General features: G+C 72.5%; 16 protein-coding genes. 8 read left to right on the top strand and 8 right to left on the bottom strand.

Annotation, left to right across the window (positions count from 1 at the left end; all coding sequences use genetic code 11):
- Position 1: 1 nt before the first annotated feature.
- The gene (locus tag ACFVGW_RS28435; RefSeq protein WP_383228895.1) at positions 2 to 1,141 is read right to left on the bottom strand and encodes a magnesium and cobalt transport protein CorA; all 1,140 of its coding nucleotides are present in this window, start codon (positions 1,139 to 1,141) and stop codon (positions 2 to 4) included.
- A gap of 416 nt (positions 1,142 to 1,557) precedes the next feature.
- On the opposite strand from ACFVGW_RS28435, the gene ACFVGW_RS28430 reads away from it, so the two are divergent.
- The 4 genes from ACFVGW_RS28430 (at position 1,558) to ACFVGW_RS28415 (ending at position 4,888) form a co-directional block, all read left to right on the top strand.
- On the top strand, positions 1,558 to 2,142 hold the full coding sequence (locus tag ACFVGW_RS28430; protein ID WP_385853937.1) for a suppressor of fused domain protein: 585 nt from the start codon (positions 1,558 to 1,560) through the stop codon (positions 2,140 to 2,142).
- Positions 2,143 to 2,294: 152 nt separating this feature from the next.
- Positions 2,295 to 2,933 (top strand): DUF6758 family protein, encoded by a 639-nt coding sequence (locus tag ACFVGW_RS28425; RefSeq protein WP_383228897.1) that lies wholly within the window; start codon positions 2,295 to 2,297, stop codon positions 2,931 to 2,933.
- 165 nt (positions 2,934 to 3,098) lie between these two features.
- Positions 3,099 to 3,962, top strand: a complete 864-nt coding sequence (locus ACFVGW_RS28420) for a PHP domain-containing protein (protein ID WP_385853936.1) — start codon at positions 3,099 to 3,101, stop codon at positions 3,960 to 3,962.
- A 320-nt stretch (positions 3,963 to 4,282) separates the two neighbouring features.
- Complete coding sequence (locus tag ACFVGW_RS28415; RefSeq protein WP_383228899.1) at positions 4,283 to 4,888, top strand: MarC family protein; 606 nt, start codon at positions 4,283 to 4,285, stop codon at positions 4,886 to 4,888.
- Positions 4,889 to 4,978: 90 nt separating this feature from the next.
- On the opposite strand, the gene ACFVGW_RS28410 is transcribed toward ACFVGW_RS28415, so the two are convergent.
- Positions 4,979 to 5,131: a hypothetical protein gene (locus ACFVGW_RS28410; protein WP_086024648.1), complete on the bottom strand. Its 153-nt coding sequence runs from the start codon at positions 5,129 to 5,131 to the stop codon at positions 4,979 to 4,981.
- Between the two features lie 183 nt (positions 5,132 to 5,314).
- Here ACFVGW_RS28410 and ACFVGW_RS28405 point away from each other — a divergent pair, with 183 nt between their 5' ends.
- Positions 5,315 to 6,259: an NYN domain-containing protein gene (locus ACFVGW_RS28405; RefSeq protein ID WP_385853935.1), complete on the top strand. Its 945-nt coding sequence runs from the start codon at positions 5,315 to 5,317 to the stop codon at positions 6,257 to 6,259.
- Positions 6,260 to 6,304: 45 nt separating this feature from the next.
- Here ACFVGW_RS28405 and ACFVGW_RS28400 read toward each other — a convergent pair whose 3' ends face one another.
- Together ACFVGW_RS28400 and ACFVGW_RS28395 are read right to left on the bottom strand one after the other, a co-directional pair.
- Positions 6,305 to 7,189 carry an alpha/beta fold hydrolase gene (locus ACFVGW_RS28400; RefSeq protein ID WP_385853934.1) on the bottom strand — a complete coding sequence of 295 codons (885 nt, stop codon included), beginning with the start codon at positions 7,187 to 7,189 and terminating at the stop codon, positions 6,305 to 6,307.
- Between the two features lie 95 nt (positions 7,190 to 7,284).
- Positions 7,285 to 9,441 carry a DEAD/DEAH box helicase gene (locus tag ACFVGW_RS28395; RefSeq protein WP_385853933.1) on the bottom strand — a complete coding sequence of 719 codons (2,157 nt, stop codon included), beginning with the start codon at positions 9,439 to 9,441 and terminating at the stop codon, positions 7,285 to 7,287.
- Positions 9,442 to 9,929: 488 nt separating this feature from the next.
- On the opposite strand from ACFVGW_RS28395, the gene ACFVGW_RS28390 reads away from it, so the two are divergent.
- Positions 9,930 to 10,709, top strand: coding sequence for a ferritin-like fold-containing protein (locus tag ACFVGW_RS28390; RefSeq protein ID WP_385853932.1), 780 nt, complete (start codon positions 9,930 to 9,932; stop codon positions 10,707 to 10,709).
- A 130-nt stretch (positions 10,710 to 10,839) separates the two neighbouring features.
- Here ACFVGW_RS28390 and ACFVGW_RS28385 read toward each other — a convergent pair whose 3' ends face one another.
- From ACFVGW_RS28385 to ACFVGW_RS28370, 4 genes are all read right to left on the bottom strand, one after another.
- Positions 10,840 to 11,109, bottom strand: coding sequence for a hypothetical protein (locus tag ACFVGW_RS28385; RefSeq protein WP_352193001.1), 270 nt, complete (start codon positions 11,107 to 11,109; stop codon positions 10,840 to 10,842).
- Positions 11,110 to 11,314: 205 nt separating this feature from the next.
- Positions 11,315 to 11,542: a DUF3107 domain-containing protein gene (locus tag ACFVGW_RS28380; RefSeq protein WP_352193002.1), complete on the bottom strand. Its 228-nt coding sequence runs from the start codon at positions 11,540 to 11,542 to the stop codon at positions 11,315 to 11,317.
- A gap of 120 nt (positions 11,543 to 11,662) precedes the next feature.
- Positions 11,663 to 12,322 carry a TetR/AcrR family transcriptional regulator gene (locus ACFVGW_RS28375; protein ID WP_385853931.1) on the bottom strand — a complete coding sequence of 220 codons (660 nt, stop codon included), beginning with the start codon at positions 12,320 to 12,322 and terminating at the stop codon, positions 11,663 to 11,665.
- Between the two features lie 147 nt (positions 12,323 to 12,469).
- A complete protein-coding gene (locus ACFVGW_RS28370) occupies positions 12,470 to 12,685 on the bottom strand; it encodes a hypothetical protein (RefSeq protein ID WP_352193004.1) in 216 nt (71 codons plus the stop codon).
- A 135-nt stretch (positions 12,686 to 12,820) separates the two neighbouring features.
- Between ACFVGW_RS28370 and ACFVGW_RS28365 the strand changes: the two genes are divergently transcribed.
- Entirely contained in the window at positions 12,821 to 13,852 is a 1,032-nt protein-coding gene (locus ACFVGW_RS28365; protein WP_385853930.1) for an alpha/beta fold hydrolase, read from the top strand.
- An 8-nt stretch (positions 13,853 to 13,860) separates the two neighbouring features.
- Positions 13,861 to 15,300 (top strand): DUF3152 domain-containing protein, encoded by a 1,440-nt coding sequence (locus ACFVGW_RS28360; RefSeq protein WP_385853929.1) that lies wholly within the window; start codon positions 13,861 to 13,863, stop codon positions 15,298 to 15,300.
- Positions 15,301 to 15,556 lie beyond the last annotated feature (256 nt).

The raw sequence follows: 15,556 nt of genomic DNA, 5'->3' as shown, positions 1-15,556 counted from the left end.
CCTAGAGCCAGCCGTTGCGCTTGAGGGTGCGGTGGATGGCGAAACAGATCGCCGTGATGCCGACGAGCACCATCGGGTAGCCGTACTTCCACTCCAGCTCGGGCATGTGCTCGAAGTTCATGCCGTACACACCGCAGACCGCCGTCGGGACGGCGATGATGGCCGCCCAGGAGGTGATCTTGCGCATGTCCTCGTTCTGCGTGACGGTCGCCTGCGCCAGGTTGGCCTGGAGGATCGAGTTGAGCAGCTCGTCGAAGGCGACGACCTGCTCCTGCACGCGCGCGAGGTGGTCGGCGACATCGCGGAAGTACTTCTGGATGTCCGGGTCCACCAGCCGCATCGGGCGCTCGCTCAGCAGGGCCATCGGGCGCAGCAGCGGGGTGACGGCCCGCTTGAACTCCAGTACCTCGCGCTTGAGCTGGTAGATGCGCCCGGTGTCCGTGCCGCGCGTGGAGCCCTTCGCCGGGGGCGAGAAGACGTCGATCTCGATCTGGTCGATGTCGAGTTCGACGGCGTCGGCGACCGCGATGTAGCCGTCGACGACATGGTCGGCGATCGCGTGCAGCACGGCCGAGGGGCCCTTGCTCAGCAGCTCCGGCTCGCCCTGGAGGCGGTGGCGGAGGTTGCGCAGCGAGCCCTGCCCGCCGTGCCGGACGGTGATGACGAAGTCGGGGCCGGTGAAGCACATCACCTCGCCGGTCTCGACGACCTCGCTGGTGGCGGTGAGCTCGGCGTGCTCGACGTAGTGGATCGTCTTGAAGACGGTGAAGATGGTGTCGTCGTACCGCTCCAGCTTCGGCCGCTGGTGGGCGTGGACGGCGTCCTCGACGGCGAGCGGGTGGAGCCCGAACTCGGCTGCGATACCGGCGAATTCGGCCTCGGTCGGCTCGTGCAGACCGATCCAGGCGAAGCCCCCGCTCTCCCGCACCTGGCGCATCGCGCCGCGCGGCGTGAGGCAGGCGCGGTCGTCGACGCGCCGCCCGTCGCGGTAGACCGCACAGTCGACGACCGCGCTGGAGGCGGACGGGTCGCGGGTCGCGTCGTAGTTCGCGTACGGCGAGGCGCCGCCGGCGATGGGCTTGCGCAGCGAGGTGCGCAGGGAGGGGCGGACCGCGGCACGCAGGTCACGGATCATCGACATTTGGCATGCTCCTTCACGGAGAAGCCGTCGGCGAGGCGTGGCACAGCCCGGAATGGGGACGTGGAGCTACGTCGTCCACAAAGCGGGCGGCACCGCGGAACCGCGGTGACGGCGTTCGCTACAGACAGGCAAAGGCGAAGTGCTCTTCCGTCGTGCGAGATGCCGGGTGACGGTGGGCGGACCGGATGCGGAAGGCCTCAGATCACCGGGAGGAACGCACCGGGCTCGGGTGCGGGGGCGGAAGAGCGGTTGGTACTGCCCGATCGACTTCGATCCACGCAGCCCCACCTCCTCCGGCCGGTCCCCCTTGGGGGATGACGAGTTGGTCGGGAGTACCGACCAGCGGCCAAGACTATCAGCCGACAGAGGGTCAATCCCTTTCATTGCCCGTTTCCCATGCGCTTTATGCTCACCGCATGGGAGAAGTTCTTGCTCTGGTCGAGGCCCGGCTGCGTTCGGCGCTCGGCGAACCGGACGCGCGCGCCGCGGTGACGTTTCTCGGCACGGACCGGATCGAGGTGCTCCGCTTCATCGACGGCGACGTCGTGAGGTACGCGACCCTCGGGATGTCGGCGCAACCGATGACCGACCCGACGGCCGCGCTCGCCGATCCTGTGAAGGGTCCGCGCGCGGAGCTGGTGCTCTCGGTACGGGCCGGGCTCGCCGAGACCGACAAGGTGCTGCGCCCGCTCGCCGTGCTCGCGTCGACCCCGCAGGTCGAGGGTGTCGTCGTGGCCGCCGGTGCCTCGCTCGACGTGGGTGAACCCCTCTGGCCCGGGGCCCCGTTCAGCTCGGTGCTCGTCGCGGAGCCGGGCGGTCTGGTGGAGGACCTGGACCTCGACGACCCGATGGATCCGGTCCGGTTCCTGCCGCTGCTGCCGATGACGTCCAACGAGGCCGCGTGGAAGCGGGTGCACGGCGCGGACGCGCTCCAGGAGCGCTGGCTGGCGAACGGCACGGACCTGCGTGACCCGCTCCGGCGCTCGGTGACGCTGGACTGACCGGCCGGGCCCGTGCTGTGGGACATGCCTGCGCGGCCCGAGGTGCCGGAGTGACGGGTGCGCTGTGGTGTGAATCACTCGGGGTGAACTGGTCGGTCCGGACGGGTGATCGTCCTTGACGCGGGCGCGGCGGGGTAGGACCGTTGGGCCCTATGAGGGGCGAACCCAGTTGCCCGAAGTGCGGTGGCCGGGTCAGGGCGCCCGGTCTTTTTGCCGATTCTTGGCAGTGTGACGTGCATGGTTCGGTGCACCCGCTGCAGCCCGTGATCCCGCCCAGCGTCGAGGCCCTCGGTGTGGTGGTGCACCGGGCTCAGGTGCCGGTCTGGATGCCGTGGCCCCTGCCGGTCGGCTGGCTCTTCACCGGGGTCGCGTACGCCGGTGACGATCGCAGCGGGGGCCGCGCGACCGCCGTCGCCTGTTCGGGTCCCGGGCCGTTGGGCGGGATCGGTGAGCTGCTGCTCGTGGCGGAGGAGCTGGGCGTCGGACTCGGAGCGCGGTACGCGGGGATCGACGGACCCGACCCCGGTGCGGGGATGGCCATCGACAAGCCCGCCCAGACCAAGGTGCTCGCGGCGGGGCGGCCGACGCCCCTGTGGCACGTGACCGGGACCCCGCAGGACCGTGCGGTCTTCGCGGGGGAGGCGCGCGGCCTGTGGCTGTGGGCGATCGTCTGGCCGGAGCAGTCGGGGCTGCTGATGTATGACGAGCTGGTGCTGACGGACCTGAGGGACGCGGGCGCCGAGGTGGAACTGCTGCCCTGCGGGGCGCTGACGCCGCGTCTGCTGACGTAGGCGGGGCGCCGGGTCCGGGGGCGCGGCGGCCCGGGCGCCGGGTCCGGGGGCGCGGCGGCCCGGGCGCCGGGTCCGGGCGCGGGGCGCGGGCGGGCCGGTGTGCGCGATGCGCCCGTTATGCTGGAGCGTCCCCTTCGCCCCCCCCGAGCCCTGGAGTACCGCGTCGTGCGCATCGACCTGCACACCCACTCCACGGCGTCGGACGGTACGGACACCCCGGTGGAGCTCGTCCGCAACGCGGCCGGCGCCGGGCTGGACGTCGTCGCCCTCACCGACCACGACACCACGCGCGGGTACGCGGACGCGATCGCGGCGCTGCCCGAAGGTCTGACGCTCGTCACCGGCATGGAGCTGTCCTGCCGCGTGGACGGGGTCGGTCTGCACATGCTCGCGTACCTCTTCGACCCCGAGGAGCCGGAGCTGGCCGCCGAGCGCGAACTGGTCCGGGACGACCGCGTGCCGCGCGCGCGGGCGATGGTCGGCAAGCTCCAGGAGCTCGGCGTCCCGGTCACGTGGGAGCAGGTCGCCCGGATCGCGGGGGACGGCTCGGTGGGCCGCCCGCACGTGGCGGAGGCGCTGGTCGAACTCGGCGTCGTACGGGATGTGTCCGGGGCGTTCACGCCGGAGTGGCTGGCCGACGGCGGCCGGGCGTACGTGCGGAAGCACGAGCTCGACCCGTTCGACGCGGTCCGGCTGGTCAAGGCGGCCGGCGGGGTCACGGTCTTCGCGCACCCGGCGGCGGTCAAGCGGGGCGAGGTCGTCCCGGAGTCCGCGATCGCGCGGCTCGCCGAGGCGGGCCTCGACGGCATCGAGGTCGACCACATGGACCACGACGAGCCGACGCGGGCGCGGCTGCGGGGGCTGGCCAAGGAGCTCGGGCTGCTGGCCACGGGGTCCAGCGACTACCACGGCAGCCGGAAGACGTGCGGGCTCGGCGAGTACATGACGGACCCCGAGATCTACGGCGAGATCACCCGCCGGGCCACGGGAGCCTTCCCGGTCCCCGGCGCCGGCGGACAGCACCGCTAGCCGCACCGCACCGGCAACCGCTCCCGCACACCCCGGTCTCGAAGGGGCCCCTCCCAGGACATCCGGCCCCCGGCGCGCGCCGAGCCGGCGCAGCGTCTCGGCGCGCGCCCGCCCGGCCGGATCCCGAGGCTCCCGGACGAACGCCGACGGCGCTCCCGGGGAGGGTCACGTCCGCCTGGAGCCCCCGGCGTGCTCCAGCGGCCCCGGCACCTCCCGTAGGGGGCCGGCCGCCGGCCGTCGCGTGGGCCCGTCGCTCCCGGTGCGTGCGGCAGCCCCACCACCCATCACCCACTCGTACACCCCATCACGCAAGGCACACCGTGTTCGACGTCGCCGTTTTCGGCTCGCTGTTTCTGACCCTTTTTGTGATCATGGATCCGCCCGGGATCACCCCGATCTTCCTCGCCCTCACCTCAGGCCGCCCCGCCAAGGTGCAGCGGCGCATGGCCTGGCAGGCCGTTGCCGTCGCCTTCGGGGTCATCACCGTCTTCGGGATCCTCGGGCAGCAGATCCTCACCTATCTCCACGTCTCCGTACCCGCCCTGATGATCGCCGGCGGTCTGCTCCTCCTGCTCATCGCGCTCGACCTCCTCACCGGCAAGACCGACGAGCCCAAGCAGACCAAGGACGTCAACGTCGCCCTCGTCCCCCTCGGCATGCCCCTCCTCGCCGGGCCCGGTGCGATCGTGTCCGTGATCCTCGCCGTGCAGCACGCCGACGGCGTCGGCGCGCAGGTCTCCGTCTGGGCCGCCATCGTCGCCATGCACGTCGTCCTCTGGCTGACCATGCGCTATTCGCTGCTGATCATCCGGGTCATCAAGGACGGCGGCGTCGTGCTCGTGACCCGGCTCGCCGGCATGATGCTCTCCGCCATCGCCGTGCAGCAGATCATCAACGGCGTCACCCAGGTCATCCAGGGGGCGTGACCCGCGCGGCCCCGGACGCCACTGCGCCCCCGTACGGATTCCGTGTCCACGGAGTCCGTGCGGGGGCGCGGTGCGTCTCAGCGGTGCCTGTTATGAGGCCGAGGTCTCGGCCGGGCGGATCCAGATGCGCTGGCCGATCGAGGCGGCCTGCTGCACGATCCGGTTGACGGAGGCGGCGTCCACGACGGTCCGGTCGACGGGCGTGCCGTCGATGTCGTCGAGTCGCAGGATTTCGAAGCGCATGGGCTTCTCCCTTCGTCTGGAGTTGATCCTCCTGTTGGAGAACTGTGTTGCGTGCTACATGGACATCCAACGGGATGCACCCTGCAAACATTCCCTACGCTAAGGAAATTTTTTGGATGGCTAACTACTAAGCGGTAGGGGACATTGGCGGGAACCGCGCGACCGGCGCAGAATGAGGCCCGTATGAACGACGCCGAGCTTTCCCCCACGCCGTCCGGTGACCCCGTCCACGAGCTGCGCGACCGCCTGGAGCACACCAATGAGCTCCTCCGGCGGATGCTGGCCGAGGTGGCGAAGACCCCCTCGACCCATGCCATCTTCGTCGACGCCGGTTACGTCTACGCTTCGGCCGGGTTGCTGGTGGCGGGCACCGAGGACCGGCGCTCCTTCGACCTCGACGCCGAAGGACTCATCGAGGCCTTCATCGACAAGGCCCGCACGATCTTCGCCGACAGCCGGCTGCTGCGGGTCTACTGGTACGACGGAGCCCGGCGCCGCATCCACACACCCGAGCAGCAGGCCATCGCCGAACTTCCCGACGTCAAGGTCCGGCTCGGCAACCTCAACGCCAACAACCAGCAGAAGGGCGTCGACTCCCTCATCCGCTCCGACCTGGAGTCCCTCGCCCGGCACCGCGCCATCAGCGACGCCGCCCTCGTCGGCGGCGACGAGGACCTCGTCCCCGCCGTCGAGGCCGCGCAGGGCTACGGGGCCCGCGTCCACCTCTGGGGCATCGAGGCCGCCGAGGGGCGCAACCAGGCCGAACCGCTGCTCTGGGAGGTCGACAGCCGCCGCACCTTCGACCTCGACTTCTGCCGCCCGTACGTCAGCCGACGGCCCGTCACGACGTACGAGAACGAGGGCGAGCCCCCGCCCTCCCGCGAGGAGGTCCGTTTCGTCGGGGCCCAGATCGCCGCGGTCTGGCTCGCCGAACGGGGTGGCGACGCGATGGCCGAGCTGCTGCCGGGACACCCGTACCTGCCGGGACCCGTCGACCAGGACCTGCTCATCGAGGCCGAGAAACTCCTCAGCCGCTCCCTCCGCGGCCACGCCGCGCTGCGCAGAGCGCTGCGCGACGGCTTCTGGCAGCACCTGCAGACCCAGCTCCAGCCGCGGTACCAGGCCTGATCCGAAAGGCAGGCCCCAGGTCGTCTCCGGAAAGCCTCGCCTGGCTCAGCCGACCGCTCCGGCCGCGGTCGCGTCCACGTGGGCCCAGAACGCCGCCAGACGCGCCGCCAGCTCCTCCGGGTGCGAGACGTTGGGGGAGTGGCCCGCGCCCGCGACCACCGTGTGGTGCGCGCCCACGCTCGTCGCCGCCGCGGCAAGGCCCGGCACCGGCCAGACCATCTCCTCCGCGCCGTACGCGATGTGCACCGGCAGCGCCAGCGCGGCGAGCCGTGCCGTACCGTCCGGGTCTCGCAGCAACAGGCGCCCCGCGCCCGCCAGTTGGGCGATCCTGGTGCCCATCCAGCGGCGCCGCAGGAACCGTACGATCTCCGGCGGATCGGTGGTCCCCGGCTCCTCGCCCCGGCTGTCCAGCCAGCGCGTCGCCAGCCAGACCCGCTCCTTGGGCAGCACGGCGAGCGCACCGCGCAGCGCCCGGACCCTGATCCGCTGCGGGCGGGCGACCCGGCCGGGCCCCGACGAGAGCAGCGTCAGCGAGCGGAACGCGGCGGGCGCGAGTTCCGCCGCGGCGCGGGCCACCAGTCCGCCGAAGGAGTGGCCGAGCAGATGCACCGGACCGTCGCCGAGCGCGGCGGCCTGCGCCACCACGTCCAGGGCGAGTGCGCGGCGGCTGTAGGCGTGGCGTCCGCGCGGCCCGGGAGTCTCGTGCTGGCCGCGCCCGTCGACGGCCACGGCACGGAAACCGTCCTCGCCGAGCGGGCCGAGGAGGGCGAGGAAGTCCTCCTTGCTGCCGGTGTAGCCGGGCAGCAGCAGCGCCGTGCCGCGGGTCTCGCCCGTGGGCGCGGTGTCCAGGACGGCGAAGCCGCCGCGCGTGGTCTCCAGCCGGTAGGCACGGGTGCGAGGCGGCAGCGCCAGGGACCGGGGCTTGCTCATAAGGGGACTGTAACCGCTGTTCAGCGGGGGCAGGACGGCGCAGTGGCCCGGCCCCTGGGAAGGGACCGGGCCACTGCGGAGGGTGCGTCGGCGCGTCAGCTCTCGGGCTGGGCGGCGGCGGCCTTCTTCGTCGTGCGACGGCGCGGGGCCTTGGGGGCCTCGGCGGTCTCGGCGGCCGCGGCCTCCGCCGGAGCGGCGGCTGCCTTCTTCGTCGTACGGCGGCGGGGCGCCGTCTTCGGCTCGGACGCGTCCGGGGCCTCGGCGGCGACGGCCTTCTTCGTCGTCCGGCGGCGCGGGGCCTTGGGGGCCTCCTCGACGACGGGCTCGACGACCGGGGCCTCGACGACCGCGACGGCCTCGGCCGCGACGGCCTTCTTGGCCGTACGGCGACGGGGGGCCTTCTTCGGCTCCTCGACGGCCTCGGCGGCGGGGGCCGCCTCGACGGCCTCGACGACCTCGGCCGCGACGGCCTTCTTCGCCGCGCGACGGCGGGGCGCCTTCTTGGGCTCCTCGACCGTCTCGGTCACCGGCTCGGCGACCTCGGCGGCCGGCTTCGCCGCCGCGAGGGCGGCGGCCGCGGTCTCCACGGTCTGGAAGGTGACCGTCTCGGCCTCGGGCTGCACGATGCGCGCACGACGGCGGCGCGGGGCCGCCTTCGGGGCCTCGTCCACGGGCTTGGCCTGCGCGACCACGGCGACCGGGGCCTTGGCGACGGGAGCCTTGGCTACGGGGGCCTTGGCGACCGGGGCGGGCGCCTCCACGACGGGGGCGGGCACGACCGGGGCAGCGGCCTCGACGACCGGCGCGGCGGCCGTCGACACGGCGGTGTTCGACACGGCCGTGGCGCGGGTGCGGCGACGGCGGCGCGGGGTGCGCGGCGCGTCCTCCGCCGCCGGGTCGGCGACGGCGGCCGGAGCGGCCGAGGCCGGAGCCGTGGTCGTCTCCACCGTCTCGCCGGCCGTGGAGCCACCGCGCGTACGGCGGCGCTGGCGCGGGGTGCGCGTACGCTCCGGACGCTCCTCGGCGACCGGTGCGGCGGCCTTCTTGCGACCGCGCCCGCCGGGCTCGCCCAGGTCCTCCAGCTCCTCCGCGCCCAGACCCGCACGGGTCCGCTCGGCGCGGGGCAGGACGCCCTTGGTGCCCGCCGGGATGTCCAGCTCCTCGTACAGGTGCGGGGAGCTGGAGTACGTCTCCACCGGCTCGTGGAAGTCCAGCCCGAGCGCCTTGTTGATGAGCTGCCAGCGCGGGATGTCGTCCCAGTCGACCAGGGTGACGGCCGTGCCCTTGGCGCCCGCGCGGCCGGTGCGGCCCACGCGGTGGAGGAACGTCTTCTCGTCCTCGGGCGACTGGTAGTTGATGACGTGCGTGACGCCCTCGACGTCGATACCGCGAGCGGCGACGTCGGTGCAGACGAGCACGTCGACCTTGCCGTTGCGGAACGCGCGCAGGGCCTGCTCGCGTGCGCCCTGGCCGAGGTCGCCGTGGACCGCGCCGGAGGCGAAGCCGCGACGCTGCAGCTGCTCGGCGATGTCGGCCGCCGTGCGCTTCGTACGGCAGAAGATCATCGCGAGCCCGCGGCCGTTGGCCTGCAGGATGCGGGAGACCATCTCCGGCTTGTCCATGGAGTGCGCGCGGAAGACGTGCTGCTTGATGTTGGCGACGGTGACGCCCTCGCCGTCGGGCGACGTGGCGCGGATGTGCGTCGGCTGCGACATGTAGCGACGGGCCAGACCGATGACGGCGCCCGGCATGGTCGCCGAGAACAGCATGGTCTGACGCTTCGCCGGAAGCATGTTCATGATCTTCTCGACGTCGGGCAGGAAGCCCAGGTCGAGCATCTCGTCGGCCTCGTCGAGGACGAGGGCCTTGACGTGCGACAGGTCCAGCTTGCGCTGGCCGGCCAGGTCGAGCAGGCGGCCCGGGGTGCCGACGATGACGTCGACGCCCTTCTTGAGCGCCTCGACCTGGGGCTCGTACGCCCGGCCGCCGTAGATGGCGAGCACGCGGACGTTACGGACCTTGCCGGCGGTCAGCAGGTCGTTGGTGACCTGGGTGCACAGCTCGCGCGTGGGAACGACGACCAGGGCCTGCGGGGCGTCGGTCAGCTGCTCGGGCTTGGCCCGGCCGGCCTCGACGTCCGCGGGGACGGTGACGCGCTCCAGGAGGGGCAGGCCGAAACCGAGGGTCTTGCCCGTGCCGGTCTTGGCCTGGCCGATGACGTCGGTGCCCGAGAGGGCGACCGGGAGGGTCATCTCCTGGATGGGAAAGGGGGTCACGATGCCGACGGCTTCGAGCGCCTCGGCCGTCTCGGGAAGGATCCCGAGCTCTCGGAAAGTCGTAGTCAGGGTGCTGCCTCTTCTGTGAGACGCGGCGCGAGGCGAACGCTGGGGGTCGTACCGTGCCGATTCGCTTCCGGCCGGATCGACGTAAGGATCACAGCCGGGTGGCGCGGGACCACTGCCGTCGCTCGAGCGTCGTGCCGCTTGAGGGTCCCTCCTGCGGGTGCGCGGGGAGGGCTGTCGGGTCGGAGCCAGTCGGGCCACCGACCGGGCATCCTCATTCATGAGCCGGCCCACCGAGTACGTCCGAACGTGCGAAAACTTGTCCGCATACTCAGCAGGCGCTTTACCACTGTACCCCGGATTCGCGCATGTGTGTTGGGACAATTGGTGATGAGGGCGCGGTCACAGTGACCGACCGGCGCCCTGGGGGCCTCGGGGAGCGGGCTATTGTGCGCTTCATGGAGACGCCTGACAACGCCACGCCCGCCGACGAGAACGCGGAAGCGACCACCGGAGAGACCGCCGAGGAGCCCACCGGTATCGCCGCCCAGGACTGGGCCACCGCGTCCGCCGAGCCGCATTACCGCGCCGCGGTCGTCGACCTGCTCGGCGCGCTGGCCTACGGCGAGCTCGCGGCCTTCGAACGGCTCGCCGAGGACGCCAAGCTCGCGCCGACCCTCGCGGACAAGGCGGAGCTGGCGAAGATGGCCTCCGCCGAGTTCCACCACTTCGAGCAGCTGCGCGACCGGCTGGCCGCCGTGGACGCCGAGCCGACGGCCGCGATGGAGCCGTTCGCCAAGGCCCTCGACGACTTCCACCGCCAGACCGCGCCCTCGGACTGGCTGGAGGGCCTGGTCAAGGCCTACGTCGGCGACTCGATCGCGAGCGACTTCTACCGGGAGATCGCGGCCCGGCTCGACTCCGACACGCGCCGTATCGTGCTGTCGGTCCTCGACGACACCGGTCACGGCAACTTCGCCGTGGAGAAGGTCCGCGCCGCGATCGACGCGGACCCGCGCGTCGGCGGCCGGCTCGCGCTCTGGGCGCGCCGGCTGATGGGCGAGGCGCTCTCGCAGGCCCAGCGGGTCGTCGCGGAGCGCGACGCCCTGTCCACGATGCTCGTCGGCGGGGTCGACAGCATGGCCGCCGGTTTCGACCTGGCGGAGGTCGGCCGGATGTTCTCCCGGATCACCGAGGCGCACACCAAGCGCATGGCCGCGCTGGGCCTGGCGGCGTAACACCGCGACACACGCGTCGGCGGCCCCGCGGCTCGGACCGCGGGGCCGCCGACGTCTGTTCGTGGAGGCCTGTTCGTGGAGGTCTGTCGTGGAAACCCGTTCGTGGACGGGTCTGCGTGGTGGGCGCTGTTCACGCCGCCGCTGATCGGCGCAGACGGCGTGTCGCCGGGCGGATCAGCAGCGAGAGCAGGACCGTCGCGATCGCCACGGCCCCGAGGAGCGTCGCCAGGGCGTGGCCGGGGCCGAGAGCGCCATGGGTCACCAGGGCGCCGAAGACGGCGCCGAGCGTGCCCGTGGTGAGCACGACCCCGCGTGCGGGGAGGCGGTCGGGCAGGCGGTGCACGGCGGCCCAGGCCAGGGCGAGTCCGAGCAGGGCGGAGCCGAGGGCTTCCAGGAACACGGGATCACCTCGCGTGCGGTGCGGGGCGGGACATTCGGTCGTAGGCCGTCCTACCCGGACCGACTCCGACGCAATCCTCCTCGCCCGCCTCACCTGCACCTTCTGCCCGAGTCCGTGCACCGGGCCGGACCCGGAGCCCACCCGGACGGACGAAGGGCCCGGCGGATCGAATCCGCCGGGCCCTTCCCCTGTTTCCCCGTACGTCTCAGAGCGCGCCGAAGCCCACCCGGCGCACCGCCGGCTCGCCGATCTCCACGTACGCGATCTTGTCGGCCGGGATCAGGACCTTGCGGCCCTTCTCGTCCGTGAGGCTGAGCAGCTGCGCCTTGCCGGCCAGCGCGTCGGCCACCGCGCTCTCGACCTCCTCGGCGGACTGCCCGCTCTCCAGAACGATCTCCCGGGGTGCGTGCTGCACGCCGATCTTGACCTCCACGGCTATGTCCCTCCGAACGGTCAGCGTTGCGCGTCTACCGCGCCGTACGCTGCACACATTAGCCCGGTGAGGCGATCCGCACGGCGCACCGGCGGAACGCCAGGAGCGAACATCCGGGGCTCAGCGGCCCTCGGTGGGCGGCTGGCCGTCCGTCGGGTGGAGCGGGAAGCCCGCGATACCGCGCCACGCCAGCGAGGTCAGCAGCGCCACCGCCTTGTCGCGCGGGATGGGCGACTCGCTGGAGAGCCAGTAGCGCGCCACGACCTGCGACACACCGCCGAGACCCACGGCGAGCAGCATGGACTCGTCCTTGGACAGGTCCGTGTCCTCGGCGATCACGTCCGAGATCGCCTCGGCGCACTGCAGGCTGACCCGGTCCACGCGCTCGCGCACGGCGGGCTCGTTGGTCAGGTCGGACTCGAAGACGAGCCGGAACGCGCCGCCCTCGTCCTCCACGTACGCGAAGTACGCGTCCATCGTCGCCTCGACCCGGAGCTTGTTGTCCGTCGTCGACGCCAGGGCCGTGCGCACGGCCTGGAGCAGCGCCTCGCAGTGCTGGTCGAGCAGGGCCAGGTAGAGCTCGAGCTTCCCCGGGAAGTGCTGGTAGAGCACGGGCTTGCTGACGCCCGCGCGCTCCGCGATGTCGTCCATCGCGGCGGAGTGGTACCCCTGGGCGACGAACACCTCCTGGGCCGCCCCGAGGAGCTGGTTCCGTCGGGCTCGGCGCGGCAGGCGCGTGCCCCGAGGGCGTGCTGCCTCTGTCTGCTCGATGGCTGTCACGCCGCCTCCCAAAAATCGATCCATGCGCTGTGTGGCGCCGCGCCCGCCATCGTACTTTTGGGTAACCCGGCTGTGCGCGGTGCGGACGCAGAATTTCACGGACCGGACGCCGAGGGCGATAGGCGATCCAACATTAAACCGAACGAATCAGCGGTAGTCGTCCTCGTCGAGAGCGACGACACGCGCCTGTTCGGACGAGTCCGCCTCGTTCGCGGAGTCCCGTTCTACATGGGTGTGCGGCTCGTCCTCGCGCTGCTGCACCTCGGCGCGCTGCTCCGCGGCGTCGGCCTCAGGAATCTCCTCGTCGAGCACGTCGTCCTCTTCGTCGGCGAATGTGTCCGGCTCGTTCGGATCGACAGTCATGCGGATTCCTTCCAGCATGCGGGTCCTCTCCGATGGCCCTCTCTACGAGCGTAGGAGCACACTCCGTGCGGCGCACCCGAACCTGTGACGCCACACACACGCGTCCCCGCGTGATCGTCTCGTAATATTGCGGCCATGTCGTCGACCGAGCCGCCGGAGACCCGGACCGCCGCCGCACCGTCCTCGCCGCGGACCCGTGCCGTACGGGTCGCCGACGGCGAGCGGCTGCGCTCCGTCTCGCTGCCCGGGCTCACGCTCACCGTCCGCGCCCGCCCCGGCGACCGGCCGGGCCTCGCGCCCGCGCTCTACGTCCACGGCCTCGGCGGCTCGTCCCAGAACTGGTCGGCCCTGATGCCCCTGCTCGCCGACCTCGTCGACGGCGAGGCCGTCGATCTGCCGGGCTTCGGCGACTCCCCGCCGCCCGACGACGGCAACTACTCCGTCACCGGACACGCCCGGGCCGTCATCCGGTTCCTCGACGCCTCCGGCCGCGGCCCGGTCCACCTGATCGGCAACTCGCTCGGCGGAGCCGTCTCCACCCGGGTCGCCGCCGTCCGTCCCGACCTGGTCCGCACCCTCACCCTCGTCTCGCCGGCCCTGCCCGAGCTGCGCGCCCAGCGCACCGCATGGCCGACCGTGATCCTGGCCATGCCGGGCGTCGCGCCCCTCTTCGCGAGGCTGACCAGGGACTGGACGCCCGAACAGCGGGTCCGCGGGATGCTCGCCCTCTGTTACGGAGACGTCGGCAGGGTCTCCGACGAGGGCTTCCGGCACGCCGTGGAGGAGATGGAGCGGCGTCTGGAGCTCCCGTACTTCTGGGACGTCATGGCCCGCTCCTCGCGCGGCATCGTCGACGCGTACACGCTGGGCGGTCAACACGGACTGTGGCGGCAGGCGGAACGGGTACTCGCGCCCACGCTGCTCATCTACGGTGGCCGTGACCAGCTCGTCTCGTACCGGATGGCGCGCAGGGCGGCCGCCGCGTTCCGCGGCTCGCGCCTCCTGACGCTCCCGGACGCCGGACATGTGGCCATGATGGAGTACCCCGAGACGGTCGCCCAGGCCGTACGGGAACTGATCGAATTGAACGAACAGGGCGAAGGCCGCGTAGAGAACGCAGAGAAGCGCGGCAGCAGTGGCGACAGCAGCGACAGTGGCGGGAGCTGATCCGGGGCGTGGGACGACATAGTCGCAAGGGCCCCGCGCCCGCTCCCCCCGCTGATCCGGGGCGGCGGGAGGCCGCAGGGCAGGGGACGGGGCGCCGCAGGCGCGCGCAGGGCGTCGAGGACACGGGCCCGCAGGAGCGGTACCAGGAGCCGGGTCAGGGCACCCACGCTCCGGACCCGTACGCCCAGGGCGGCTACGGGCAGGGCCCGCGTACGTACGGGCAGGGGGCCGGCCCCTACGGGCAGGCGCCGAGCACGTACGGGCAGGGACCGAGCACCTACGGGCAGCGGCCCGGCGCGTACGGGGCGCCGCAGCCCGGCGCGCGGGGCCAGAGCGGCGGCGGCCGTCCCGTCTGGGACACGCCGATGCACGGCACCCCGGTCTACACCGCCCCCGTCGACACGGCCGTACGGGGCGGGCACCCCGAACACACCGAGACGATGCCCCGGCCGCCCGGACGCCACGGCGACCGGCCGGGCACCCTGGGGAACGCGCCGGACGGGGCCGGTGCCGCCGGTACCACCGGGCGCACCCCCTTCATCCCCGCTCCGCGCAGGGAGCGGGACCCCGAGGACCTCCCCGACGACCTGCCGGAGGAGCAGCCCGAGGAGGCGCCGGCCAAGGCGGGCGGCAAGGGCCGGGCGTTCACCGGCATCGCGGCCGCCGCCGTCACCACCGTCCTCGCCGTGGTCGTCGCCGGCCAGGTCGCGGACCGGGACGCCGGCAGCGCCGTCGCCCGCTCGGCGGAGGGGCCCACGGACCGGGCCGTCGACCAGGGCGGTGCCTCGCGCTCCGACGAGCGTCCCGCACCCCCGAGGACGGCACCCGTGGCGCCCGCCGAGCCGGCCACGTACGAGCAGCTGATGGCGCGCCAGTTCCCCATCGACCCGAAGCTGAAGGGTTCCGGCGAGTTCGAGGCCGTGGGCGGCTTCGACAAGGCGCCGGGCAAGGGGCGCAAGATCCGGTACCGAGTCGACGTCGAGAAGGGGCTCGGGCTCGACCCGAAGCTCTTCGCCGAGGCCGTGCAGAAGACCCTCAACGACGAGCGGAGCTGGGCCGGCAAGGGCGCCATGACCTTCGAGCGGATCTCCAGCGGGGACCCGGAGTTCGTGATCACGCTCGCCAGCCCCGGCACCACCGGCGTCTGGTGCGCCAAGTCCGACCTGGACACCACCGTCGACAACGTCTCCTGCGACTCCGCCTCCACCTCGCGGGTGATGATCAACGCCTTCCGCTGGGCGCAGGGCTCGGAGACCTTCGGGGCGAAGGCGATGTTCGCCTATCGCCAGATGCTCATCAACCACGAGGTCGGACACCGGCTCGGCAACGGCCATGTCAGCTGCCGCACCCCCGGCGCCCTCGCCCCCGTGATGCAGCAGCAGACCAAGTCCCTGGACATCGAAGGCATCAAGTGCCGCCCCAACCCCTGGGTCCACCCCGGGAACTGACGTCCGCCCGGTCGCCCCGCGGCCGGTGTTCCCCGGCGGCCCCATGACAGGCCGTGGCCTGACTCTGCGTATGCGAATCGCCTCGTAGCGCGACGGAACGCGACCGGGGTGCGAAAGTTACGTGCATTCACCCCTTCCGGTGGCGGGGGGGGGGGGGGGGCGGGCGGCCCCCCCCCCCCCCCCCACAAGGTAAAGCGAGGAGGGTAGGGGGAGGAGGGCGGGCCCGGGGGGCGGCGACTGGAGGGGGGTGGGGGAG

This window comes from Streptomyces sp. NPDC127129 (genome assembly GCF_042671585.1).
Classification (GTDB): domain Bacteria; phylum Actinomycetota; class Actinomycetes; order Streptomycetales; family Streptomycetaceae; genus Streptomyces.
This window is presented reverse-complemented; position numbering and strand designations above follow the sequence as displayed.

Excerpts from the sequence above, each read along its gene's own strand:
- ACFVGW_RS28435 (WP_383228895.1), bottom strand. The coding sequence starts at position 1,141 with ATGTCGATGATCCGTGACCTGCGTGCCGCGGTCCGCCCCTCCCTGCGC.
- ACFVGW_RS28430 (WP_385853937.1), top strand. The coding sequence starts at position 1,558 with ATGGGAGAAGTTCTTGCTCTGGTCGAGGCCCGGCTGCGTTCGGCGCTC.
- ACFVGW_RS28425 (WP_383228897.1), top strand. The coding sequence starts at position 2,295 with ATGAGGGGCGAACCCAGTTGCCCGAAGTGCGGTGGCCGGGTCAGGGCG.
- ACFVGW_RS28410 (WP_086024648.1), bottom strand. The coding sequence starts at position 5,131 with ATGCGCTTCGAAATCCTGCGACTCGACGACATCGACGGCACGCCCGTC.
- ACFVGW_RS28405 (WP_385853935.1), top strand. The coding sequence starts at position 5,315 with ATGAACGACGCCGAGCTTTCCCCCACGCCGTCCGGTGACCCCGTCCAC.
- ACFVGW_RS28400 (WP_385853934.1), bottom strand. The coding sequence starts at position 7,189 with ATGAGCAAGCCCCGGTCCCTGGCGCTGCCGCCTCGCACCCGTGCCTAC.
- ACFVGW_RS28395 (WP_385853933.1), bottom strand. The coding sequence starts at position 9,441 with ATGACCCTCCCGGTCGCCCTCTCGGGCACCGACGTCATCGGCCAGGCC.
- ACFVGW_RS28390 (WP_385853932.1), top strand. The coding sequence starts at position 9,930 with ATGGAGACGCCTGACAACGCCACGCCCGCCGACGAGAACGCGGAAGCG.
- ACFVGW_RS28370 (WP_352193004.1), bottom strand. The coding sequence starts at position 12,685 with ATGACTGTCGATCCGAACGAGCCGGACACATTCGCCGACGAAGAGGAC.
- ACFVGW_RS28365 (WP_385853930.1), top strand. The coding sequence starts at position 12,821 with ATGTCGTCGACCGAGCCGCCGGAGACCCGGACCGCCGCCGCACCGTCC.